Raw genomic sequence first — 18,412 nt, 5'->3', positions numbered from 1 at the left:
CTTCGGCAGCGGGGTGCGGTCGCCGGTTCCGTGGCCGGTTCGGTCGCGGGATTCGGTCCGGGATTCAGTCCGGGATTCAGTCGCGCTTGCAGATCCGGTCGAGGAGATTGGCCGTGGCCCGCTGCACCCGCTCGTCGACGTGTCCCGGGCGGTCGAGGGCCGGGGACCAGGCGAAGGTGCCGGAGGCGAAGACCAGGGCGCCGCTGGGCGCCCGGTAGAGAGAGGTCTCCTGGTGTCGGCGGTGGCCCTCGCTGTCGAGGTACGGGGAGTGCGCCAGCAGGATCCGGTCGTCGTGCTCGGGGAGCTGGGTGCGCGGGAAGTAGCGGTCGGCCTCCCCGGCGACCAGGCCGGGCAGCTCGTCGTTCTCGCCGGCGCCGGTGGAGTCCCAGAGCCAGTGCGTGGCGTTGCGCACGATCAGGGGGGCCGGTTCGGGCACCCGGCCCGCGTACTGGATGCCGAGCAGCTGCTGCTCGGGGCGGTCCACCTCGCGCCACAGGCTGGAGCGGCCCGGGCCGCGCCGTTTTCGGCAGGTGAGGAGCCGGTCGTCGACCCCGGAGGGGGACGGGCCGAGCTCGACCTGCCAGTACATGGTGTTGGCGGAGAGGAAGATGAGCGAGGTGCCGTGCCGGCGGGCGCGCTCCACGGTGCGGCGCATGGGGGCCGACCAGTACTCGTCGTGGCCGGGGAAGATCAGGCCCCGGTAGCGGGTCGGGTCGACGCGGCCGGCGTGCAGGTCGCGGGTGTCGGCGTAGGCGATGTCGTAGCCGTAGCGCTCGGCCCAGCGGATGAAGTCGTAGGCGTGTCCGACGTGCAGGGGCAGGCCCGCGCCCGCGTAGGGGCGGTCGAAGGACACGGTGACGGCCGCGTCCTGCTCGCCGAGCAGCCGGCCCTCCTCGTCCCAGGCGTGGTAGAGGCTGGCGCCGCTGCGGCCGTCCTCCGGATAGAGGTTGTAGGCCTGCCAGGTGATGTCCGGAAGCAGGAGCAGGAAGTCGGCGGGGTGGTCGTCGCGGACCGTGAAGGGGATGTGGGAGCGGTAGCCGTCGGCCGTGGTGAGGACGGCGACGTGCGCGCCGACGCTCCAGTAGGAAGGGACCTGGAGGCGCCAGGACAGCCACCAGTGGTGGCAGGAGACGGTCCGGTCGGCGGCGAGCGGGGCGGGCTGGACGATGCCGGCGAGCCGCGGACTCGTGGTGATCTTGGAGGCTCCGTCGCCGCCGTAGTGGCCGATCCGGTAGACGTCGACGGAGAACTGCTGGGGCGGGTCGACGGTGATGTGGAAGTCGATGGCCTCGCCGGGGGTCACTGCGCCGGTGGAGGCGAAGCCCTTGATCTGGCGGTGCACGTCGTCGGCGGTACGGGGGCCGCCGTTGCCGCGGGCACGGGGGATCTGGCCGGTACCGGCGGCCGCGGCGGCCGGGTCCACGTACCAGGGAACGACGTGGCCGGTGTCGTCGAAGTAGAGCTCACTGCCCCGGAACCAGGGCAGGGGGCCCTGTCCGAAAGGGTCGGTCACCGCGTGCGCGAGCGCACCTGACTCCCAACGCCGGATCTGGTCCGCACCCATAACCGCTCCCCTCCCTCGCTCCCCCGAACGGGCGTACATCGCCTCGGTGGGCGGCTCGTGGCCGATCCGAGGCGGCTTTTTCGCCAACCGCTTCAGGACACCCAGCCGCGACCGGTCCCAGCACATCACATAACGCACGCACTCCGTCACTGTTCGTCGCGAATTGACGGGATCGGAACATTGGCATCCGGTTGCCTGTACGGGCCGAAGGCCTCCGGGGGTCGTCGGGGGTGGCCGGGGAAGACTCCCGAGGGGGCGCCGCGCGACCCGGGCTCAGACCAGGCGGACCGGCTTCTCCGGGCGGACGCCGAGAGCCGAGAGCCAGTCCCGCAGCGGCTCCGGGTTCCCCTCCTCGACCAGGCACAGCACGCGGGGCGCCAGGTCGGAGCGGCGGTCACCGCCCACCAGCAGGACCGGCCCGTCGAGCCAGTCCAGGCCGGGGGCGGCCCCGGCCGAGTCCACGGCCGCGCAGCACACCATCGCCGTGACGTGGTCGGCCAGCAGGTCCCGGCCGCTGCGCGGCGGCTGGAGCGGGAAGAGCGGGACGGCGTCCGCGCCGCGCGCCTTCCCGGCGTCGCCGGCCGGTCCGGCCGCCCGCTCCTCGCGGGCCAGCTCACCGCTGATGCGGTCGGCCAGCGCCTCGCCGGGCGCGCCCTCGCCGCCGAGGTCCGTGAGGTAGCCCAGCACCCGCTCCAGGGTGGGCCTGGCGAAGCCGTCCGCGGTGGGCGGCGGGGAGTCGGCGGCAGCGAGCACGGTGGGGCCCGAGGAACCGGGCCGCGCCGCGGAACCGGCGGAACCGCTCGACGCGGCCGGAGCGGAGGGAGCGGAGGGAGCCGTGGCAGCCGTTGCGCCGGACGGGCCAGGCGGCCGACCCGCCGCAACGGCCAGGGCGTCCAGCGCCGCGTGCAGGCGGGCCGCCTCCGTGCGCCACTTGCGGTCCACGACCTCCTCCGGATACGCCGTCCAGTCCACCGGGGACCAGTGCGGACCTGCCTCGGCCGGACCTCCGTGGAAGAGCCGCGCGGCGAGCAGCGAGGTCGCCTCGTCGATCAGCCCGGGCTGCTCCAGCAGGTCACAGGCGGGGCGCTCGCCGAGCCGCGAGGTGAACCCCTCGGCCAGCCGGTCCCGCCGGGACAGCTCGGTCAGCGCGGAGACCACCCCGGCGTCGAGGTGCGCCGGCCAGCGGCCCATCCGCCAGGCGGGCAGCGCGACCCGGGTCAGCAGCCGGTCCCAGCCCGCGTAGGCGAGGCCGACCTGCTCCTGGGCGATGATGCGCAGCCCGTAGTCCACACCCTGTGCGCGCTCCGAGGCGGCCGCGGCCACCCCGCGCTCCATCTCGGTGGCGTCCGTCCGGCACAGCCGCAGCAGCAGCCGGGCCGGCGGGGCGATCCAGCCGAGGCCGCGCCGGCCGCCCACGTCCACGGCCGCGTCCAGGCCCCGTACAAAACCACGCGCGTCGGCTATGTCCGGGTGCGCGGAAGGGCCCGTACCGGCGACGACGGGCGCGAGGACCGCCCGTAGCTCCGCGACCCGCATCCACCACAGGAAGGGCGAGCCGATCACCAGCACGGGGGCGGCGCCCGGCGCGGACTCCGCTCCCGCGGGCCCGGCAGGTCCGGCCGCGCCGGCGCACGTACGCGCGGCACGGCGGCGGTGGGCCACGTGCGTGCGGTCCTCCAGCCAGCTGTCGCAGTCGGGCGTCAGGGCTATCGCGGAGGGCGGCGGCACGTCCATCCGGTCGGCCAGGTCCCGCACCAGCCGGTAGAGATCGGGCGCGGCGGCCTCCGAGAGCGGCACCGTCGGCGTCACGGCGGGGCTCGCCCGCAGCACCACGGCGGCGAAGGCACCGCCGACGAGCAGCACCAGCGCGGCGACCACGCACACGACAAGGGTCACCGCAGGCCAGGGATCACCGGCCAGCCGGCCCGTCGTCACGGCGGCGACCAGCACCACCGCGAGGGCGGCGGGCAGCAGCCCGACGGCCAAGGCCCTGCTGCGCACGCGCAGCACGGCCAGAGCGCGGGAACGCGCGGACGGCACGCTCGCTTCCATGATCGAACCGGTTCCGGACACGGCCGGACCTCACCCCCTCTGCCCTGCGGCGACGTTGCTCACTCCCCCACTCTGACACCCGCCACTGACATCGCAATGCCGGTGGGCCAAGTGCCGGAATGCTTGGCATCGCACCCTAGTTGGGGCACGCGCGGGCGTCAGGCAGACCGGGTGACGATCACCCGATGGAATGGCTTTGGGTAAAGGTGTATGCGTTCGAACGCGGCCGGATGCAGTCGCACGCGGACACGCCCGCGGGCCCGGGCGCACGAGGTGCGCACCGGGCCCGCGGGTCTGCGGAGCTGCTGGTCAGCGGCCCTGGGCCGCCTTGGCGGCAATATCCGTACGGTGCTGCGAGCCGTCGAGGCGGATGCGCGCCACCGCCTTATACGCCTTCGCTCGGGCCTGCGCCAGATCGGATCCGGTCGCCGTCACCGACAGCACGCGGCCGCCCGCGCTGACCACTGTGTTGCCCTCGCGGCGGGTCCCGGCGTGCAGCACGTAGGCATCGGGCTCGTCCTCGGCGGCCACCTCGAGCAGACCCTCGATCGGGTCCCCGGTGCGGGGGGTCTCGGGGTAGTTGTGGGAGGCGATGACCACCGTGACGGCCGCGTCCTCGCGCCAGACGAGCGGGGGGACGACGTCCAGGGTGCCGTTGGCCGCGTTCAGCAGGACGCCCGCGAGGGGGGTGCGCAGCCGGGCCAGGACCACCTGGGTCTCGGGGTCGCCGAAGCGGGCGTTGAACTCGATGACCCGGGTACCGCGGCCGGTGATCGCGAGGCCGGCGTAGAGCAGCCCGGAGAAGGGGGTGCCGCGCCGGCGGAGCTCGTCGACGGTCGGCTGGAGGACCAGCTCCATGACCTCGTCGACCAGCTTCGGGTCGGCCCACGGCAGTGGCGAGTACGCGCCCATGCCGCCGGTGTTGGGCCCCCGGTCGCCGTCCAGGGCGCGCTTGAAGTCCTGCGCCGGCTGGAGCGGGACCACGGTGACGCCGTCGGTGATGGCGAAGAGGGAGACCTCGGGGCCGTCGAGGTACTCCTCGATGACCACGCGGTCGCAGGCGAGCGCGTGCGTACGGGCGGCGGCCAGGTCGTCGGTGACCACGACCCCCTTGCCGGCCGCGAGGCCGTCGTCCTTGACCACGTACGGGGCGCCGAAGGCGTCGAGGGCCTCGTCCACCTCTTCGGGGGTCGTGCAGACGTAGCTGCGCGCGGTCGGTACCCCGGCCGCGGCCATCACATCCTTGGCGAAGGCCTTGGAGCCCTCGAGCTGCGCCGCCTCGGCGGACGGGCCGAAGACGGGGATTCCGGCCGCGCGCACGGCGTCGGCGACACCGGCGACCAGCGGGGCCTCAGGGCCGACGACGACCAGGTCGGCGGCGAGTTCGGTGGCGAGAGTGGCGACGGCGTCGCCGTCGAGGGGGTCGATTGGGCGCAGCGTGGCCACGTCGGCGATGCCGGCGTTGCCGGGAGCGCAGTACAGCGCGGAGACGGCGGAGTCGAGGGACAGAGAGCGGCACAGGGCATGTTCGCGGGCGCCGCCGCCGATGACGAGGACCTTCACGCTGCTCAGCCTAGCCGGGACGGCGCGCTCACCTTCGTGCGGCCACCCAATCAGGGCCTGCTACTCATTTGGATATTCCTCTACAACCGTCGCTCCGAGCTCACGCACGATCAGGTCGTGTCCGGTCAGGGCGCTCTCGACGAGGTCGGGATCGTCCTCCTCCGCGAAGTCGTCCTCGGGGGCCACCGGCGGGGGCGCCTGCTGGGCGGGGGGCTGCGGGGCGGGAGGCGACTGCTGGGAGTGCTGCTGCGCCGGGTACTGCTGGGCCGGCGGGGCCTGCGGGGCGGAGGACTGCTGCTGCGCAGGGGGCGGCGGGCTGTAGGCGGGGGCGGGCGCGGCCGGGGCCCCGTACGAGGAACCGTACGGCGCGGTCTGGATCGGGGCCGGGGATCCGCCGCCGATGACCGCCTCGATCCTCCAGTTGACCTGGAACTGCTCGGCCAGAACCGCCTTCAGCACGTCCTCACTGCCGCTGCTGGCGAAGTTGTCGCGGGCACCGACATTGGGGAAGCCCAGCTGGAGGGTGGTTCCGTCGAAGCCGGTGACCTGGGCGTTCTGACTGAGCAGGATCCAGGTGAAGCGGCGACGGTTCTTGACGGCCTCCAGCACGCCGGGCCACATCGCCTGCACCTGCCCGGCTCCGGCGGCCATACCGGGGGAGGGGGCGGCGGCCGCGGGAGCCGGCGCGGGCGCGGCGGCCGGGGCGGCAGGAGCGGGGGCGGACGTCGGTGCGGACGCACTGGGCCAGGCACCGGCGGCAGGAGCCGCGGGGGCCTGAGCGGGCGCCGGAGCCGCGGCGGCCACGGCTCCCGGCCAGGCGCCGGGGGAACCGCTGCCGGGCTGCGCGGCCCCGGGCCAGGCGCCGGGGGCGGGAGCCGAAGGAGCCGCAGGCCCGGCGGCCGGAGCAGGCGCGGGGGCCACGGGCGCGGCAGGAGTGGGCGCGGGCGCGGCCTGAACCGGCTCGGCAGCCGGCACCCCGGCGGCGGCGCGCACGGCAGCCACACCCCCACCGGGACCGGCGGGCGCCATGGGATGCGCCTCGGGCCCGGGTACGTAGCCCAGGGCGGGCCCCGCGACCGGCGGCGCGGCGAAGGCCGCGGCGGCGCCGCTGCGCTCCAGGCGGTCGAGCCGGGCCTGGAAGGACCGCTCGTCGTCGAAGGCGGCGGGCAGCAGCACCCGGGCGCAGATCAGCTCCAGCTGCAGCCGGGGCGAGGTCGCCCCGCGCATCTCGGTGAGACCGGTGTTGACCAGATCGGCGGCGCGCGAGAGCTCCGCGGCCCCGAACACGGACGCCTGGGCCTGCATCCGCTCCACGACGTCGGCGGGGGCGTCGATCAGCCCCTTCTCCCCGGCGTCCGGCACGGCGGCCAGGATCACCAGGTCGCGCAGCCGCTCCAGCAGGTCGGCGACGAACCGGCGCGGGTCGTTCCCGCCCTCGACGACCCGGTCGACGACCTCGAACGCGGCCGCCCCGTCCCCGGCGGCGAAGGCGTCCACGACGGAGTCGAGCAGCGAACCGTCGGTGTAGCCGAGCAGGGAGGTGGCCATGGCATACGTCACACCGTCGTCGGCGGCGCCGGCGAGCAGCTGGTCCATGACGGACATCGAGTCACGCACGGAGCCGGCGCCGGCGCGCACGACGAGCGGCAGCACGCCGTCCTCGACCTTGGCGCCCTCGCGGCCGCAGACCTCGCCCAGGTAGTCCCGCAGGGTGCCGGGCGGCACGAGCCGGAAGGGGTAGTGGTGCGTCCTGGACCGGATGGTCCCGATCACCTTCTCCGGCTCCGTGGTGGCGAAGATGAACTTGAGGTGCTCCGGCGGCTCCTCGACCACCTTCAGCAGGGCGTTGAAGCCCGCCGAGGTGACCATGTGGGCCTCGTCGATGATGTAGATCTTGTAGCGGCTGGCCGCCGGCCCGAAGAAGGCCTTCTCGCGCAGGTCACGGGCGTCGTCCACACCACCGTGCGAGGCGGCGTCGATCTCGATGACGTCGATGGACCCGGGCCCGTTCCTGGCCAGGTCGCGGCAGGACTGGCACTCCCCGCAGGGAGTGGGGGTGGGACCCTGCTCACAGTTCAGGCACCGGGCGAGGATGCGCGCACTGGTGGTCTTGCCGCAGCCGCGCGGCCCGCTGAACAGGTACGCGTGATTGACCCGGTTGTTTCGCAGGGCCTGCATCAGCGGTGCAGTGACATGCTCCTGCCCGATGACCTCGGCGAACGACTCGGGGCGATAGCGGCGGTACAGCGCAAGGGACGACACGTATACGAGGTTATCCGGGCCCACCGACATCAGCGGCCCGCCGATGCCCCAGGAGACCGCCCGGAACGCAAAGCGCCCCCCACGCACCCGCCAGAGCCCACTTACCCTTGCTGCCTTCCGGCCCTGGGGGAATTGGGTGAGATAGCGCCACGTGAGGGGCTGGCCCCACCCTAGCGGATGGAAGCCCCCGGAATCGAGCCGGACCCCGACCCGACCTCCGCCCGACGATCACGTTCGCGAGCACCCCTCAACGTCTTGTATTGTTTGCGGCGGAGGATTCGCCTAGTGGCCTAGGGCGCACGCTTGGAAAGCGTGTTGGGGGCAACCCCTCACGAGTTCGAATCTCGTATCCTCCGCCATTGCTCTCACCGGGCAATACGTCGAAGAGCCCCACCGCTTGCGGTGGGGCTCTTCTTCGTTCCTCAGACCTCGTTGTCCTGGTCTTTGTCCACAAGGACCCTCTCCGAGGGGCCCCAGATGGCCTCAGCGATCTTCTGCGCCACGTCCTTCAGCATGGCGTCGGGCACGTGCAGGTACCGTGCGCGCATCCGTGCAGACGTCCCCGGCTCCCAGCCCATGATCTGGTCGATGACCCGGTCCGGAACCCCCAGCAGCATGAGCACGGTCGCGGCGGTGTGCCGTGCGTCGTGCAGGCGCGCATCCCTCACCCCCGCATCTCCGATGAGCTTCTTCCAGTCGTGGTAGTCCGTGTTCGGGCTGAGCGGACCGCCGAGCGGCTTGGTGAACACGTACTCGGACTCAGTCCACAGGTCGCCGGCCGCCTTCCGCTCGCGTGCCTGCACCACCTTGTGCGCCCGGAGCATCCGAACCAGAGGGCCCGGCAGGGGCACCGCACGCCGCCCCGCGCGCGACTTGGTGTTCTTCGTCTCGCGCCGCACCTGGCTGCGCAGGGGGCAGTACCCGGCCTTCCGGCCGCACGGATCGGCTTCCTTGCATCCGTGCGCGTACTTCGGCCGCAGCCGGTTCCGGCGCAGCTTCAGGTACTCGTTCTCCAAATCCACGTCGGCCCATCGGAGCCCCAGCGTCTCCCCCTGCCGCAGGCCGAGCGCGAGGGCGAGCATCCAGCGGGCGCTGTTGCGGCGCTTGTTCACCTCGATCAGCAGGCTTTGGATCTCCTCGACCGAATACGGCTCGATCTCGTCTTCGGCCTCCTCCACCCTCGGCGGCTTGGCCAGCGCGGCGGCGTTCTTTGCCGCGTGGCCGCGCCGTACCGCCTCGCCGAGGGCCGTACGCGCGGTCCGATGGGCCTGGTGCGCCGTGGCGGGCTTGCTGCCCTTCGCCTTCATCCGGCGGTAGAGGCTCTCCAGGTGTTCCGGCTCCAAGCGGTCAATCCTGTGCCTGCCGATACCGGGAACGAGGTGCACCCGGACGGCCACCTCGTAGCCGTCGTAGGTGTTCTCGCTGACGACTTCCTTGGCGATGTTCTCGACCCAGTGCCACAGCCACTTTTCGACCGTCCACAGCTTCCCGGGCTGCTGGGCAGTCCCCTGGTCGCGCTGCTTCTCCAGCCGCTTTACCTCCTCCATGAGGAGATCCTCTGTAGTCCGGGTGATGTGCCTCCGGTACGGCTCGCCGTTGTCCCGGTAGCCCATCGGGACTCTGGCGTGCCAGCGGCCGTCCTTCCCGAAGTAGATCGAGGTTTCGCCGTTGGCTCGGCGGGTGCCCTTCTTGCTCTTCTCTGCCACAGGCAGACTCCTGTCTCAGGTGGGTCGGGACGGCGGGCTGCCCTACGCGGCGCCACCGTCTCGACGTCGTCAAGCCGCGTGCTGGGTGGTGCGGAGACGAGTCACGTACTTGGCCGGCGCATCAACCGGGACCCTGCGGAGTCCGCCGATCAAGACGGACTCCAGTGCGCCGGTGCGGATGAGCGCAAAGCAGGTGGTTCTGCCGACGCGGAGTCGGCGGGCAGCTTCTTCGACGGTCAGCAGCACCAGCGTTGGATCTGCCGCGTGGGACGCGGCGACATGGGTGTCGTGCATGGGCTCGCTCCTTGGCGGGCCGCCACAGAAACCACGAAATACACAGAAAGACGGGGCAGGGCCGCTGACCTGCTCGAACGGTGGGGTTGAGGCCCGTGGGTGGGCTGCCACAGAAAGGGCGGGAAGTCCCACAGAAATAAGGGGGCCGGGGTGGGCGCCTATTTCTGTGGTTCTTCTGCGGGTTTCTGTGGCGGCCGCCTGGGCGTGCTCGTTGAGGGCGTTCACGCAGGTCAGGGCCCTGGTGGGGCTATTTCTGTGATTCTGTGGTTTCTGTGGCGGGGTTCAGAGGGTGGGTTCGCTCAGCTGGGGGTGGATGAGGTAGCGCGGGGACGGCGGCCGGCCCCTGCCTCCGGTGCGCTGGGTGGCCTGGCAGCGGACGTACCCGTGGTCTTCCAACAGGTCCAGCGCGGGGTCCAGATCAGCGACGGTGGGGAACTCGGAGCGGGAGAGTTTCACCATGAGGTCGCGCTTGCTGACCTCGCTCCACTTCTGGGTGCGCAGCAGCTCCAGTACGGAGTGCGCGCGGGAGGCGGTGTGGTCAGCGCCCATGAGGTCGAAGACTGCGAGGGCGTGGACGGTGAAGTAGTCCGAGAGCTTGACCGCGTCGTGCATGGTGTCGGCGGTGATGGGCTGGGTGTGCCCGTTCTCGGTGTGCGTGGCCAGGTGCAGCAGTCCCGCGAGGCGGCAGGTCGCACCGCCGAGTTTCGCGGCCCAGTTCCTGATGTGCCCGAGGTCCCCGCCGCGCTTGCGCAGCCGCGGTTCCTGTCGCCGCTCGTAGGCGGCCAGCCCTTCGTTCGCCTCCGGGGTGAGCTGGAGAACGGCCGGATCGGTCCAGCCCGCGAGGGACATCGTCAGTGCGGTGACGCGTTCCTCGTAGGTGTCGGCTACGTCCTCGGAGAGGGGTTCGGGGAGGACTTCCCGGTAGCCCACAAGGTCTTCGGGCAGGGAGTACAGGAACCGCCCCAGCAGTCCCCTGTCCCCAGCGCCTTTGATGCGGCTGATGTCCTCCAGAACCGAGGGCTGGACCGTCTGCCCCATGGTGAGGGCGGGGGCTTCGATGAACTCTTCGCGCCCCCGGCGGTCGACGCGCAGCCGGTCGCCGGCCTGGCCCTTGAGGAAGACTTCCATGTTGGGGGTGCCGGAGTAGCGTCCGGCGATGATGTCGAAGATGCCGCCCTCGGCGGACATGACCGAGAGCCTGCCGCCCTGTTCCGCCAGCAGTGAGGCGATGACCTCGGGCGTGGCGTCATCCGCCAGCAGACGGGGTTTGGTGGGCACGACGATGGACTCCGCGACCTGCGCGAGGCCGATGGCCTCCGCCACGAGCTGCTCACGCTTGTCCGACTCCGCGCGGGCCGCTTTCGCGGCTGCGCTGTCCGCGACTTCCTTGGCAAGCTTCGCGGTGAGCTCGGCCTCGATGATCGCTCCGGCCGACGCTGCCGCAAGCAGCGCCTCGCACTTATAGAGCGGGTTGGTCATCAGGGCGAACACCGCTGACTTCCGGCTGCCCGGGGGCAGGGCCATGACGACGAACACGTTGACCGGCTCGCGCCACCGGCCTCGGACGTGAACCACCGCGCGGCCCCCGGCGGCCGTGGAAAGAACCGCCAGGGCCAGCGAGGCGGCAGCGTCCACGGACGTCTGCGTCTCCTCCGCCACACCCCGCACGAAGTCACCGAGCCAGGCCGGGAAGACCTCGGTGGGGAACGTCGGCAGTTCGCGGCGGGCGATGAGCGGGACCGGCTCCTCCCACGGTGCTGCGGCTGCCTGCTGAGCGTCCAGAGCCTCGAACCCCGCCCACAGCTCGCTGCTGTCCACGGGCTGAGTGGTCATGCAGCCCCTCCCAGGGTGTTGCGGGCGCTGCGCTGGATGCCGTCGCGGATGCTGGCCGCGACGCGGGAAGGCGCGAGGCCTTCCGGCGCGGCGGCGGTGAGCGCGTCGGTGACTTCCGTCTCCGTGAGAGCCCCTGCGGTGATGAGGCGGCCGAGGGCGTAGGCCGCGTTGTAGAGGGTCGTGTTCTGGGCGCCGGTGGCAGCAGCCTCAACCTTGGCCACCTCACCGTTCAGCGCGGCCGTGGCATACCGGTCCGCCTTGCCGATGCGGGCGCGGAGCACGGCAACGGGGACCGGGGCGGGTGCGGACGGCGTGACGAGCAGGTCACAGAGCCACGTGGGGAGACCAGCCGGGGGCGCGTCGTGAATGATCTCGTACGAGCCGGTGCCCACGGTGCTGCCGGCCGCGACCACGTACCCGCCCCAGGCTCGCGTATCAACCTTCCAGCCCAGGCGTCCTGCACTCCCACGTAGCTGCTTTTCGGCGGGGGCGGTGAAGTACAGGTGCTGTCCGCCGCGGCGGGTACGCACCGTGAACGTCTCGGTCGGCATCCGCTCACCGGCGCGCTCGCAGATCATCGCGAACACGTCCAGGCCATCGGTCGCCCCCGCCCATTCCCGGGGCGCGGGTCCGTCGTCGTCCTTGGGAAGGTCGAGGTCCACCACGAGGAGTCCGGCGGGGCCGGTGGCGATGCCAACGTTGTAGGGGGCCGCCTGCCAGCACGCGGTGATGCTCTCGGGGTCGAGGGTGGCGCGCTGTTCGGGGGTGCGGTGACCATCCGTGCAGCGGCCCGTACGGGGGCAGTTGCGTTCGGGGTGTCCGGCGGGCCGCTTGTCTCCGGGGCGGAGCGGGAAGACGGGCCAGCCGCGCTCGGCGGCGGCTAGAGCTGCGCTGAGCAGTCGGGGGGTGGGGGTTGGTGTCATGCTGGGGTGCTCCTGTTTCTGCGAAGGGACTGGGCAACCGGGGCGGTCGCGGTCTTTGGAGAGAGGCGACCGCCCCGGGCACAGCTACAAGTCGGTGAGCGCGGCGGTGGGGATTTCGTAGACGTCGATGACGTCCTTCACGCCGTGCCAGCGGCCCGGGGTGTAGTGGATGTAGGCGACGTGCAGCGGGATTCCGTCACGGCCGATGAAGGCGTAGACGTTGACCGCGTCTACGTTCTTGGGGCTCTTGCGGGCGCTGCGGATGTGGGACAGGGCCGCGACCACGCTGACGCGCTCGGGCCGGTAGCTGAGACCGTCGACCTGCGTGTGCATCGTCGGGTGCTGCGTGGTGCTCAAGGCGGGACTGGAACTCAAGGTGTCTCTCCTCAGTGGTGGTGGAGCCAGAGGGCGTATTCCTGGCGGACGTAGCCGCGGGGGTCTGCGGCGCGGGGGCCATCCACGTGGTCGATCTCGATGAGCCGCCGGGCCGCTTCGGTCGCGCAGGTCCCCGCGTCGCCGCCGACGGGGTCGTCGTCGGTGAGGGCGATGCGGTCCAGGAGCGCGGCCTTACGGAGCCAGAACTCCCGGACGCGGATGCCGCTGTGGCAGTCGCGGGCCCCGCGCACGGTCCAACCGATCTCGCTCATGACGCTCGGCGCGGTGGCGTATGCCGCCTCGGGCCCGGTCACCAGCCCCTCCCCTCGACCGAGGGGAGTTCGGGCAGTCCCGCGTCCGTGAGGGCCTGCGGGCTGAAGCCGGGGAGGCCGGCGCGGGTGATGAGCGCGCTGGCGAGCTGCTCGGCGTAGACGGCGCCGGAGCGGGCTACCTCGATCTGTGCTCCGGCACGCAGCGCTTCGACACGCTCGACGTGCGCGTGGACTTCGCGGCGGCCGTCGGTCTGCCACTCGTGCGCGACTTCCTCGCGGCGGTCGGTGCGCCAGTAGCGGGCGGCCAGGCCGTAGGCCACGGCGGTGGCCAGGGCCCACAGCAGCACGGGGAGGGAGAGGCCATCGGCGTATCCGGCGACTCCGGCCAGGGCCAGCCCGCCGGACGCGGCGAAGGCAGTTCCGGCGATGACGCTGCCGCCGGAGTGGTTGCCAGCCGAGAAGGCGCCGGCCGTCGCGGCCCCGGCGGCGAGCACGACCATGAGGGCCGCATTTCCGACGGAGTGTTCGGCGCCGTTGGCGTTCCAGATCCGGCCCAGGATCAGGACCGTCGTGGTGGCGAGGGCGGGGGCTGCCTTGGGGGCAAGGTCGAGGGCCCAGTGCCGGTAGGTGATGGGCTCGCTCATGACTGGCTCCCCAGGTCCGTAACAGCGTTGACGACAGCGGTGGTGAGTTCGTTGATGGGGCCCGACGCTCCGGTGGAGGCGAGGAAGAAGCCGAACATCATGGCGATGAACGCGGAGCCGTAGCCGAGGGTCTTGGAACGGAGCAGGAAGAACAGGACCAGGCCGAACAGGAAGACGAGCGAGACGGTGATGGCCATGGGGTTATCCCTTCGGGACGAACGTCTTGCGCGGGGCGGGGGTGGCGTCGCGGTAAGTGCGAAGCCAGAGGTTGTAGAGCTGGCGGCCGGTGCGGATCCGCTTGCCGTGGCCGTCGCAGCGGCGGCAGTGCTTGCCGCGCTTGAGACGGCCCTTGCGGTCGGTCTTCATCGCGTAGCCGAAGCCCTTGCACTTGCGGCAGGTCCCGAACGGGCTGGACGCACACTTGCTGACGTAACCGAGAGTGATGATGAGCAGGCAGGCACTAGCAAGGAGGATGGAGCTCATGGGGTGCCTTCCGGGCAGGGTTTCCGGTGTTTTCGCAGGTCGGCTGCTAGGTGCGAGATCGCTGATGGGGAGCGGTTCGGGGTGCTAGCGAGGGTGCTAGACCTAGCAGCGATGGCCGCTAGGTCTAGCAGCGGTGCGCGTCAGCTCCCGGACCACCTGCTGTCACGGAGGGTGATGGCGGTGCTGATGTCGGCGCGGGCGATACCGCGGCGGGTGGTGCCCTTGCCGGCAGTGGTGGAGCCCCACACGTCCTGCGCCGTGATGCCGTGCGGCTTCAGGTTGGTGGTGACCGTTTCGGCTTTCCAGCCGGTGTAGACCTCGGGGCGGAGCGAGGCGAGGCGGGCGGCGACTTTCTCGTTCCAGACCTTGTCCTCATCGGCCGGCACGACCCTGAGGATGTCGGCGAGGAGGTCGAAGGATGCTTCGCCGCTCTCGGGTTCTTGGCCGATGGCGTGGCCGGTGACGTTGCCGTACTCCTCGCGCATCCGCCGGGCCCGCACGACGACCTGTTCGGCTCCGAGCGCGTCCACGAACGCCGAGGCCACGATGCGCGGGTCATCGCCCTCACCGGCCATCCAGCAGATGCCCCGGTCGGTGCGGGAGAACATCGTGGCCCGGTACCCCGCCTTGTACATCGAGGTACCGAGGACCATGTCGTTGGCGGGCTGGCCCATGACCTTGAGGCAGAACCGCAGCACCGCGTTGGCGGAGATGCCGGTGGGCAGGGACTTCGCGTCGGGGCGCTGGGTGCCGAACAGGGTGACCATGCCGAGGGCGGGGCCACGCTTGCACAGGTCGGTTGCGATCTCTTCGAGTTCCTTGCCGTACTTCTCGTGTTCGAAGGGGACTTGACACTCATCGAATCCGGCGACGATCGGGTGCAGCCCGAGGGACTTGTCGTTGGCCAGGTCAGCGGTCACCTTCGACTCCGGGCAGCGCGAGCGCGGCAGCGATTTGATGACCTTCGCCCGGCGGCGCAGCTCCAGGCGCAGTTCCCGCAGCGATTCGAGGACGTAGAGGATGTCCTCGTCCTCGTCTCCGGCCCGGTAGCGGTGGCAGACCGGTTCCAGCGCGCCGAAGTCGCCGGTGCCCTTGAAGTCGAACGCGTACAGCTGTGCACGCGGGTCGAGTGCTGCGATGAGCAGGAACAACCGCATCAGGAACGTCTTGCCCATACGGGGAATCGAGCCGACGACGACCGAGGCGAACATGAGGGTGACTGCGACGTCGGCCATGCGCTGGTCGTTGCCGAAGACGACCGGCCTGAACAGGTCCACCTGCCCCGACTTCAGCAGCGGCCACGCGGGCTTCTTCGTCTCGTTCATGGGCTTGTCGCCCACCCACAAGATGAGTCGTCCTTCGTGCTCGGTCGGGTCGGCCGAGGGCCACACCGAGCCGACTTTGCGGCGCAGGCCGGAGGCGAGCGGCTTGCGGGCCTCCATGATGTCTTCCGGGGTGACGCCCCAGGGAAGGTCGAGGTCGGCGCGGTAGCCGGGCCCGTCCCGGGTGATCTCCGAGGTGAAGCGCAGGCCGTTCATGTCGCCGCCCTTCTTGATGGCGGCCGACAGCTTCGCGTTGCCGATGTTGTCCAGTGCCCGGAGCACCAGCGTCCCGGTCAGCTTCTGGAGTTCCGTCTTGAGGACGGCCGGCCCGATCACGGGCTGATCCTTCGGGGCTCCCCAGAAACCGGCGGCGAGCACAGCAGCCGAAGCCAGGACCGTGAGCCAGCCGGGGGCCATGACGTACATAGTCAGCGCGAAGCCGGTACCGAAGATCAGCGCGACCACGGTGACCAGCGTCCTCAGGCGTACTCGGCTGTCGCGCTGGCGCGACAGCTTCAGGTACTCGGCGGTGTTCTCCCTGTAGACCTCGTACGCGCGGAGCGGGGCCGCTTCGGCGTCCCACACCCAACTGTTGGTGTCGCGGACCAGCCGGGCCATGCCGCGCGGGGCATGGAGACCGAGCTGCAGCGCGTACCAGGGGGTGCGGATGCCGTGGAAGGCGGTGGCGTAGAACGCGTTGCTCGTGGCGCGCTGCGTGGTGGAGACGAACCCCGGCTTCGACTTCAGCCAGGAAGGGATGATCGGGAGCCGCTTGTAGGTCGTGATGCCGGGGGGCGGCAGGTCCGGGGAGTCGACCGGCCGCAGCCGCGGCGACTCCTCTTCGTCGTCGTACCGGTCGGCCGGCGGGGCGGCCGGTGCCGGGACGGTGGGGCGCTTGGTGGTGATGTCGAAGACTTCGGCGCCGGGGCGCTCAAGGTCTTCGGCCTGGTCTGTGGCGTAGATGTCAGACACGGTGGTCTGCTCCCTTGTAGCGGTGGGCTGATGGAGGTTCAGGCGACGCGCTGTTCTTCGGGGTAGGCGCAGGGCACGCACATGCCGAGCGAGGCCGGGATGACGTATCCGGCGTCGGTGGAGCACTCGGGGCAGGTACGGCGGGCGAGCATCGCCAGAGCGAGCGCGCTCCACTTGCGGGAGGTCATGGGCCGCACGGGCTTGGCCAGCTCGATCAGGTAGAGGTAGGCCACCAGCGGCCCACGCCGGAACCGGGCCCGCAGCAGCTGCGCCGCGATCGGCTGGCCACCGGGCCGCAGCCCTTCTGCGCGAAGCTGCCGGCGGGTGGCCATGCCCTCAGGGGCCAGGCGCCACGGGTAGGTGGGTATCCCGAACCGGGCCCCGTCCGGGTCGAAGCATTTGCCGTACGTCAGAGCCCCCATCAGGCGGCCGCCTGTTCGGCGCGCTCAGCCTTGAGCGTGTCTCGCAGGAGACGGCCGTTGGCGGACGATGTACGGACCGCCTTACGGATCGCCTCAGCTGTCAGCTCGGCGTCGGACCAGTTGCTCGTGACCGACCGGGCCTCATCGAGCAGCTCATCCGAACCGCGCGTCGGCCGGTCCGTGCGGGCCGACTTCGGCACCCGACCGGTCGCCCGACGCGGAGCCGACTCCACAGCAGCAACCGCCTTCACCGGAGCCAACTGAGGAAGCTCGACCGGGTCGACTACCGGAACCGACTCGGGCAGCTTCACCGGCGCGATGACCGGCATCGGGTCGGCCGACTCGGCAGCCATGAGTTCGGCCGTCGCGGTCGGGGCCTCGGCGGTCGACTCGTGCAGGTCAGACCCCAACCGATCTATGGTGAACTCTGATGTTTCATGCTGGTTTGTGGATGTGGTGAACATGGCGGCCAGGGCGGCATCTGCGCCGCTGGTGAGACGCTCGCGCTGGACGTCCAGGAGTCGGGCGCCCAGTGAGGCGTCCCCCAGGCCGACTTTCCGGGCCAGTCGCCACGACGTCTGGTCGGACCGCTTGCGGACCCACGACCACGGGTGGTTCGCGGCGCGGGCCCGGTGGTAGGCCAGCGCCCGAACCACGTTCGCCGCTTTGGCTTCTGCCTCGGCGTCGTGGCCGTCCTGGTGGACGACGATCCGCCGGGCCAGGAACGCTATGCCCTCGGCTGCGACGCACATGCCCATCGGGGTCACGGCGTAGATGACGGTGCGGCCCGGGTCATCGGCAGCCATCGCCGCCATCACCGATGCGGCGGCCGGCAGAGCCCACAACCCGAGCCGGATGACACGGGGTGAGGACTGCCCCAGCATCGTCAGCCCGAGCAGCACGAGGGCCAGAACGGCGGTCGCACCCTCACCGGCCGCCACCGCGCCCAGCGCCGTGCCCGAGCCGTACGCGCGGCTGATGTTGCTGTAAGTACCCACCCCACCGGCAACGCCGGTGGCGAGCATGGGCACAAACGCGGCCGTCAACACGACCTTCTGCACCGTGGTCAGGGCCTTGCGGGTCTCCATCACGCCGCCTCCCCACGGGTGCCGGGGCGGCCGTCGCGGCGACCGTTGACCGTCGCCCGTTCCGGGGCGCAGCCGAGGGCTTGCATCCATGGGGTGCCGGTGCGCTTGGCCCGGTACATCTGCTCATCGGCCACACGCAGCAGCTCGGGCAGGTCCGCCCGGTCCGTACGCGGGTTGAAGCGGACCACGCCGATCGCAGCGCTGATGGTCAGCGAGTGTCCCCCGACGTCTACCGGCTGCTCCAGCCGAGCGGTCAGGCTGCTGAGCGTCTCGGTGAGCTGGCTCTCGCTGTAGGCGGGAGCCACGGCGGCGAACTCGTCGCCCCCCAAGCGCCCGACAACAGCCGAGTTGTTGAGCGCCCACTCGCGCAGCCGCTCGCCAACGGCGCGGATGACCGCGTCCCCGGCGGCGTGGCCGTAGGTGTCGTTGATCTGCTTGAACTTGTTGAGGTCGATCAGGCAGACCGCCCTCGGCCTGATCGTCGACAGCCAGCGCCGGGCCGCCTCGGTGAATCCGTCCCGGGTCAGCAGCCCGGTGAGCGGGTCGCGGCGTGCAGCCGCGATCCGGTGCCACATCCACAGGCTGTGAACGGACCAGCCGGATGCCAGGGGAAGCGCTGCGGACAAGGCCGCCATGG

At 71.3% G+C, this 18,412-nt stretch carries 17 protein-coding genes, 1 tRNA gene and 1 other RNA gene; 1 reads left to right on the top strand and 18 read right to left on the bottom strand.

Going from position 1 to position 18,412, the window contains the following annotated elements:
* Positions 1–76 precede the first annotated feature (76 nt).
* The 5 genes from ACIQZO_RS26080 to ffs all read right to left on the bottom strand — a co-directional run bounded on the left by ACIQZO_RS26080 (position 77) and on the right by ffs (position 7,605).
* Positions 77–1,564 (bottom strand): N,N-dimethylformamidase beta subunit family domain-containing protein, encoded by a 1,488-nt coding sequence (locus ACIQZO_RS26080; RefSeq protein ID WP_403630386.1) that lies wholly within the window; start codon positions 1,562–1,564, stop codon positions 77–79.
* Between the two features lie 273 nt (positions 1,565–1,837).
* Positions 1,838–3,616 (bottom strand): hypothetical protein, encoded by a 1,779-nt coding sequence (locus ACIQZO_RS26075; protein ID WP_403630606.1) that lies wholly within the window; start codon positions 3,614–3,616, stop codon positions 1,838–1,840.
* Positions 3,617–3,925: 309 nt separating this feature from the next.
* Entirely contained in the window at positions 3,926–5,179 is a 1,254-nt protein-coding gene (gene purD / locus ACIQZO_RS26070) for a phosphoribosylamine--glycine ligase (RefSeq protein ID WP_403630383.1), read from the bottom strand.
* A 60-nt stretch (positions 5,180–5,239) separates the two neighbouring features.
* Positions 5,240–7,441 (bottom strand): DNA polymerase III subunit gamma and tau, encoded by a 2,202-nt coding sequence (locus ACIQZO_RS26065; RefSeq protein ID WP_403630380.1) that lies wholly within the window; start codon positions 7,439–7,441, stop codon positions 5,240–5,242.
* Positions 7,442–7,506: 65 nt separating this feature from the next.
* Positions 7,507–7,605, bottom strand: an RNA gene (gene ffs / locus ACIQZO_RS26060) — signal recognition particle sRNA small type.
* 107 nt (positions 7,606–7,712) lie between these two features.
* On the opposite strand from ffs, the gene ACIQZO_RS26055 reads away from it, so the two are divergent.
* Positions 7,713–7,800: transfer RNA gene (locus ACIQZO_RS26055), tRNA-Ser, on the top strand.
* Between the two features lie 63 nt (positions 7,801–7,863).
* Here the strand turns inward: ACIQZO_RS26055 and ACIQZO_RS26050 are convergent.
* From ACIQZO_RS26050 to ACIQZO_RS25990, 13 genes are all read right to left on the bottom strand, one after another.
* Positions 7,864–9,147, bottom strand: a complete 1,284-nt coding sequence (locus tag ACIQZO_RS26050) for a tyrosine-type recombinase/integrase (protein WP_403630377.1) — start codon at positions 9,145–9,147, stop codon at positions 7,864–7,866.
* 69 nt (positions 9,148–9,216) lie between these two features.
* The gene (locus ACIQZO_RS26045; protein WP_403630374.1) at positions 9,217–9,441 is read right to left on the bottom strand and encodes a helix-turn-helix domain-containing protein; all 225 of its coding nucleotides are present in this window, start codon (positions 9,439–9,441) and stop codon (positions 9,217–9,219) included.
* A 282-nt stretch (positions 9,442–9,723) separates the two neighbouring features.
* Positions 9,724–11,274 carry a YfjI family protein gene (locus ACIQZO_RS26040; protein WP_403630372.1) on the bottom strand — a complete coding sequence of 517 codons (1,551 nt, stop codon included), beginning with the start codon at positions 11,272–11,274 and terminating at the stop codon, positions 9,724–9,726.
* Positions 11,271–12,197: a bifunctional DNA primase/polymerase gene (locus ACIQZO_RS26035; protein ID WP_403630369.1), complete on the bottom strand. Its 927-nt coding sequence runs from the start codon at positions 12,195–12,197 to the stop codon at positions 11,271–11,273. The genes ACIQZO_RS26040 and ACIQZO_RS26035 overlap by 4 nt, the downstream gene beginning before the upstream one ends.
* 84 nt (positions 12,198–12,281) lie before the next feature.
* The gene (locus tag ACIQZO_RS26030; protein WP_403630367.1) at positions 12,282–12,554 is read right to left on the bottom strand and encodes a hypothetical protein; all 273 of its coding nucleotides are present in this window, start codon (positions 12,552–12,554) and stop codon (positions 12,282–12,284) included.
* 29 nt (positions 12,555–12,583) lie between these two features.
* Positions 12,584–12,886, bottom strand: a complete 303-nt coding sequence (locus ACIQZO_RS26025; RefSeq protein ID WP_403630365.1) for a hypothetical protein — start codon at positions 12,884–12,886, stop codon at positions 12,584–12,586.
* Complete coding sequence (locus ACIQZO_RS26020) at positions 12,883–13,488, bottom strand: hypothetical protein (protein WP_403630362.1); 606 nt, start codon at positions 13,486–13,488, stop codon at positions 12,883–12,885. The genes ACIQZO_RS26025 and ACIQZO_RS26020 overlap by 4 nt, the downstream gene beginning before the upstream one ends.
* On the bottom strand, positions 13,485–13,685 hold the full coding sequence (locus ACIQZO_RS26015) for a hypothetical protein (RefSeq protein WP_390033399.1): 201 nt from the start codon (positions 13,683–13,685) through the stop codon (positions 13,485–13,487). Before ACIQZO_RS26015 ends, ACIQZO_RS26020 begins: the two co-directional genes overlap by 4 nt.
* A gap of 4 nt (positions 13,686–13,689) precedes the next feature.
* Entirely contained in the window at positions 13,690–13,971 is a 282-nt protein-coding gene (locus ACIQZO_RS26010; protein ID WP_403630359.1) for a hypothetical protein, read from the bottom strand.
* Between the two features lie 140 nt (positions 13,972–14,111).
* Positions 14,112–16,265 (bottom strand): cell division protein FtsK, encoded by a 2,154-nt coding sequence (locus ACIQZO_RS26005; protein ID WP_403630356.1) that lies wholly within the window; start codon positions 16,263–16,265, stop codon positions 14,112–14,114.
* 38 nt (positions 16,266–16,303) lie between these two features.
* A complete protein-coding gene (locus ACIQZO_RS26000) occupies positions 16,304–16,687 on the bottom strand; it encodes an RRQRL motif-containing zinc-binding protein (protein ID WP_403630353.1) in 384 nt (127 codons plus the stop codon).
* Positions 16,687–17,775 (bottom strand): conjugal transfer protein, encoded by a 1,089-nt coding sequence (locus ACIQZO_RS25995; protein ID WP_403630350.1) that lies wholly within the window; start codon positions 17,773–17,775, stop codon positions 16,687–16,689. The genes ACIQZO_RS26000 and ACIQZO_RS25995 overlap by 1 nt, the downstream gene beginning before the upstream one ends.
* The gene (locus ACIQZO_RS25990; protein WP_403630603.1) at positions 17,775–18,410 is read right to left on the bottom strand and encodes a GGDEF domain-containing protein; all 636 of its coding nucleotides are present in this window, start codon (positions 18,408–18,410) and stop codon (positions 17,775–17,777) included. The genes ACIQZO_RS25995 and ACIQZO_RS25990 overlap by 1 nt, the downstream gene beginning before the upstream one ends.
* Positions 18,411–18,412 lie beyond the last annotated feature (2 nt).

The organism is Streptomyces sp. NPDC097617 (assembly GCF_044761485.1).
Taxonomy (GTDB): Bacteria; Actinomycetota; Actinomycetes; order Streptomycetales; family Streptomycetaceae; genus Streptomyces.
This window is presented reverse-complemented; position numbering and strand designations above follow the sequence as displayed.

Bases quoted from the DNA above. Each gene is read 5' to 3' on its own strand.
- ACIQZO_RS26080 (WP_403630386.1), bottom strand. From the start codon at position 1,564: ATGGGTGCGGACCAGATCCGGCGTTGGGAGTCAGGTGCGCTCGCGCAC.
- ACIQZO_RS26075 (WP_403630606.1), bottom strand. From the start codon at position 3,616: ATGGAAGCGAGCGTGCCGTCCGCGCGTTCCCGCGCTCTGGCCGTGCTG.
- ACIQZO_RS26045 (WP_403630374.1), bottom strand. From the start codon at position 9,441: ATGCACGACACCCATGTCGCCGCGTCCCACGCGGCAGATCCAACGCTG.
- ACIQZO_RS26040 (WP_403630372.1), bottom strand. From the start codon at position 11,274: ATGACCACTCAGCCCGTGGACAGCAGCGAGCTGTGGGCGGGGTTCGAG.
- ACIQZO_RS26035 (WP_403630369.1), bottom strand. From the start codon at position 12,197: ATGACACCAACCCCCACCCCCCGACTGCTCAGCGCAGCTCTAGCCGCC.
- ACIQZO_RS26020 (WP_403630362.1), bottom strand. From the start codon at position 13,488: ATGAGCGAGCCCATCACCTACCGGCACTGGGCCCTCGACCTTGCCCCC.
- ACIQZO_RS26015 (WP_390033399.1), bottom strand. From the start codon at position 13,685: ATGGCCATCACCGTCTCGCTCGTCTTCCTGTTCGGCCTGGTCCTGTTC.
- ACIQZO_RS26010 (WP_403630359.1), bottom strand. From the start codon at position 13,971: ATGAGCTCCATCCTCCTTGCTAGTGCCTGCCTGCTCATCATCACTCTC.
- ACIQZO_RS26000 (WP_403630353.1), bottom strand. From the start codon at position 16,687: ATGGGGGCTCTGACGTACGGCAAATGCTTCGACCCGGACGGGGCCCGG.
- ACIQZO_RS25995 (WP_403630350.1), bottom strand. From the start codon at position 17,775: ATGGAGACCCGCAAGGCCCTGACCACGGTGCAGAAGGTCGTGTTGACG.
- ACIQZO_RS25990 (WP_403630603.1), bottom strand. From the start codon at position 18,410: ATGGCGGCCTTGTCCGCAGCGCTTCCCCTGGCATCCGGCTGGTCCGTT.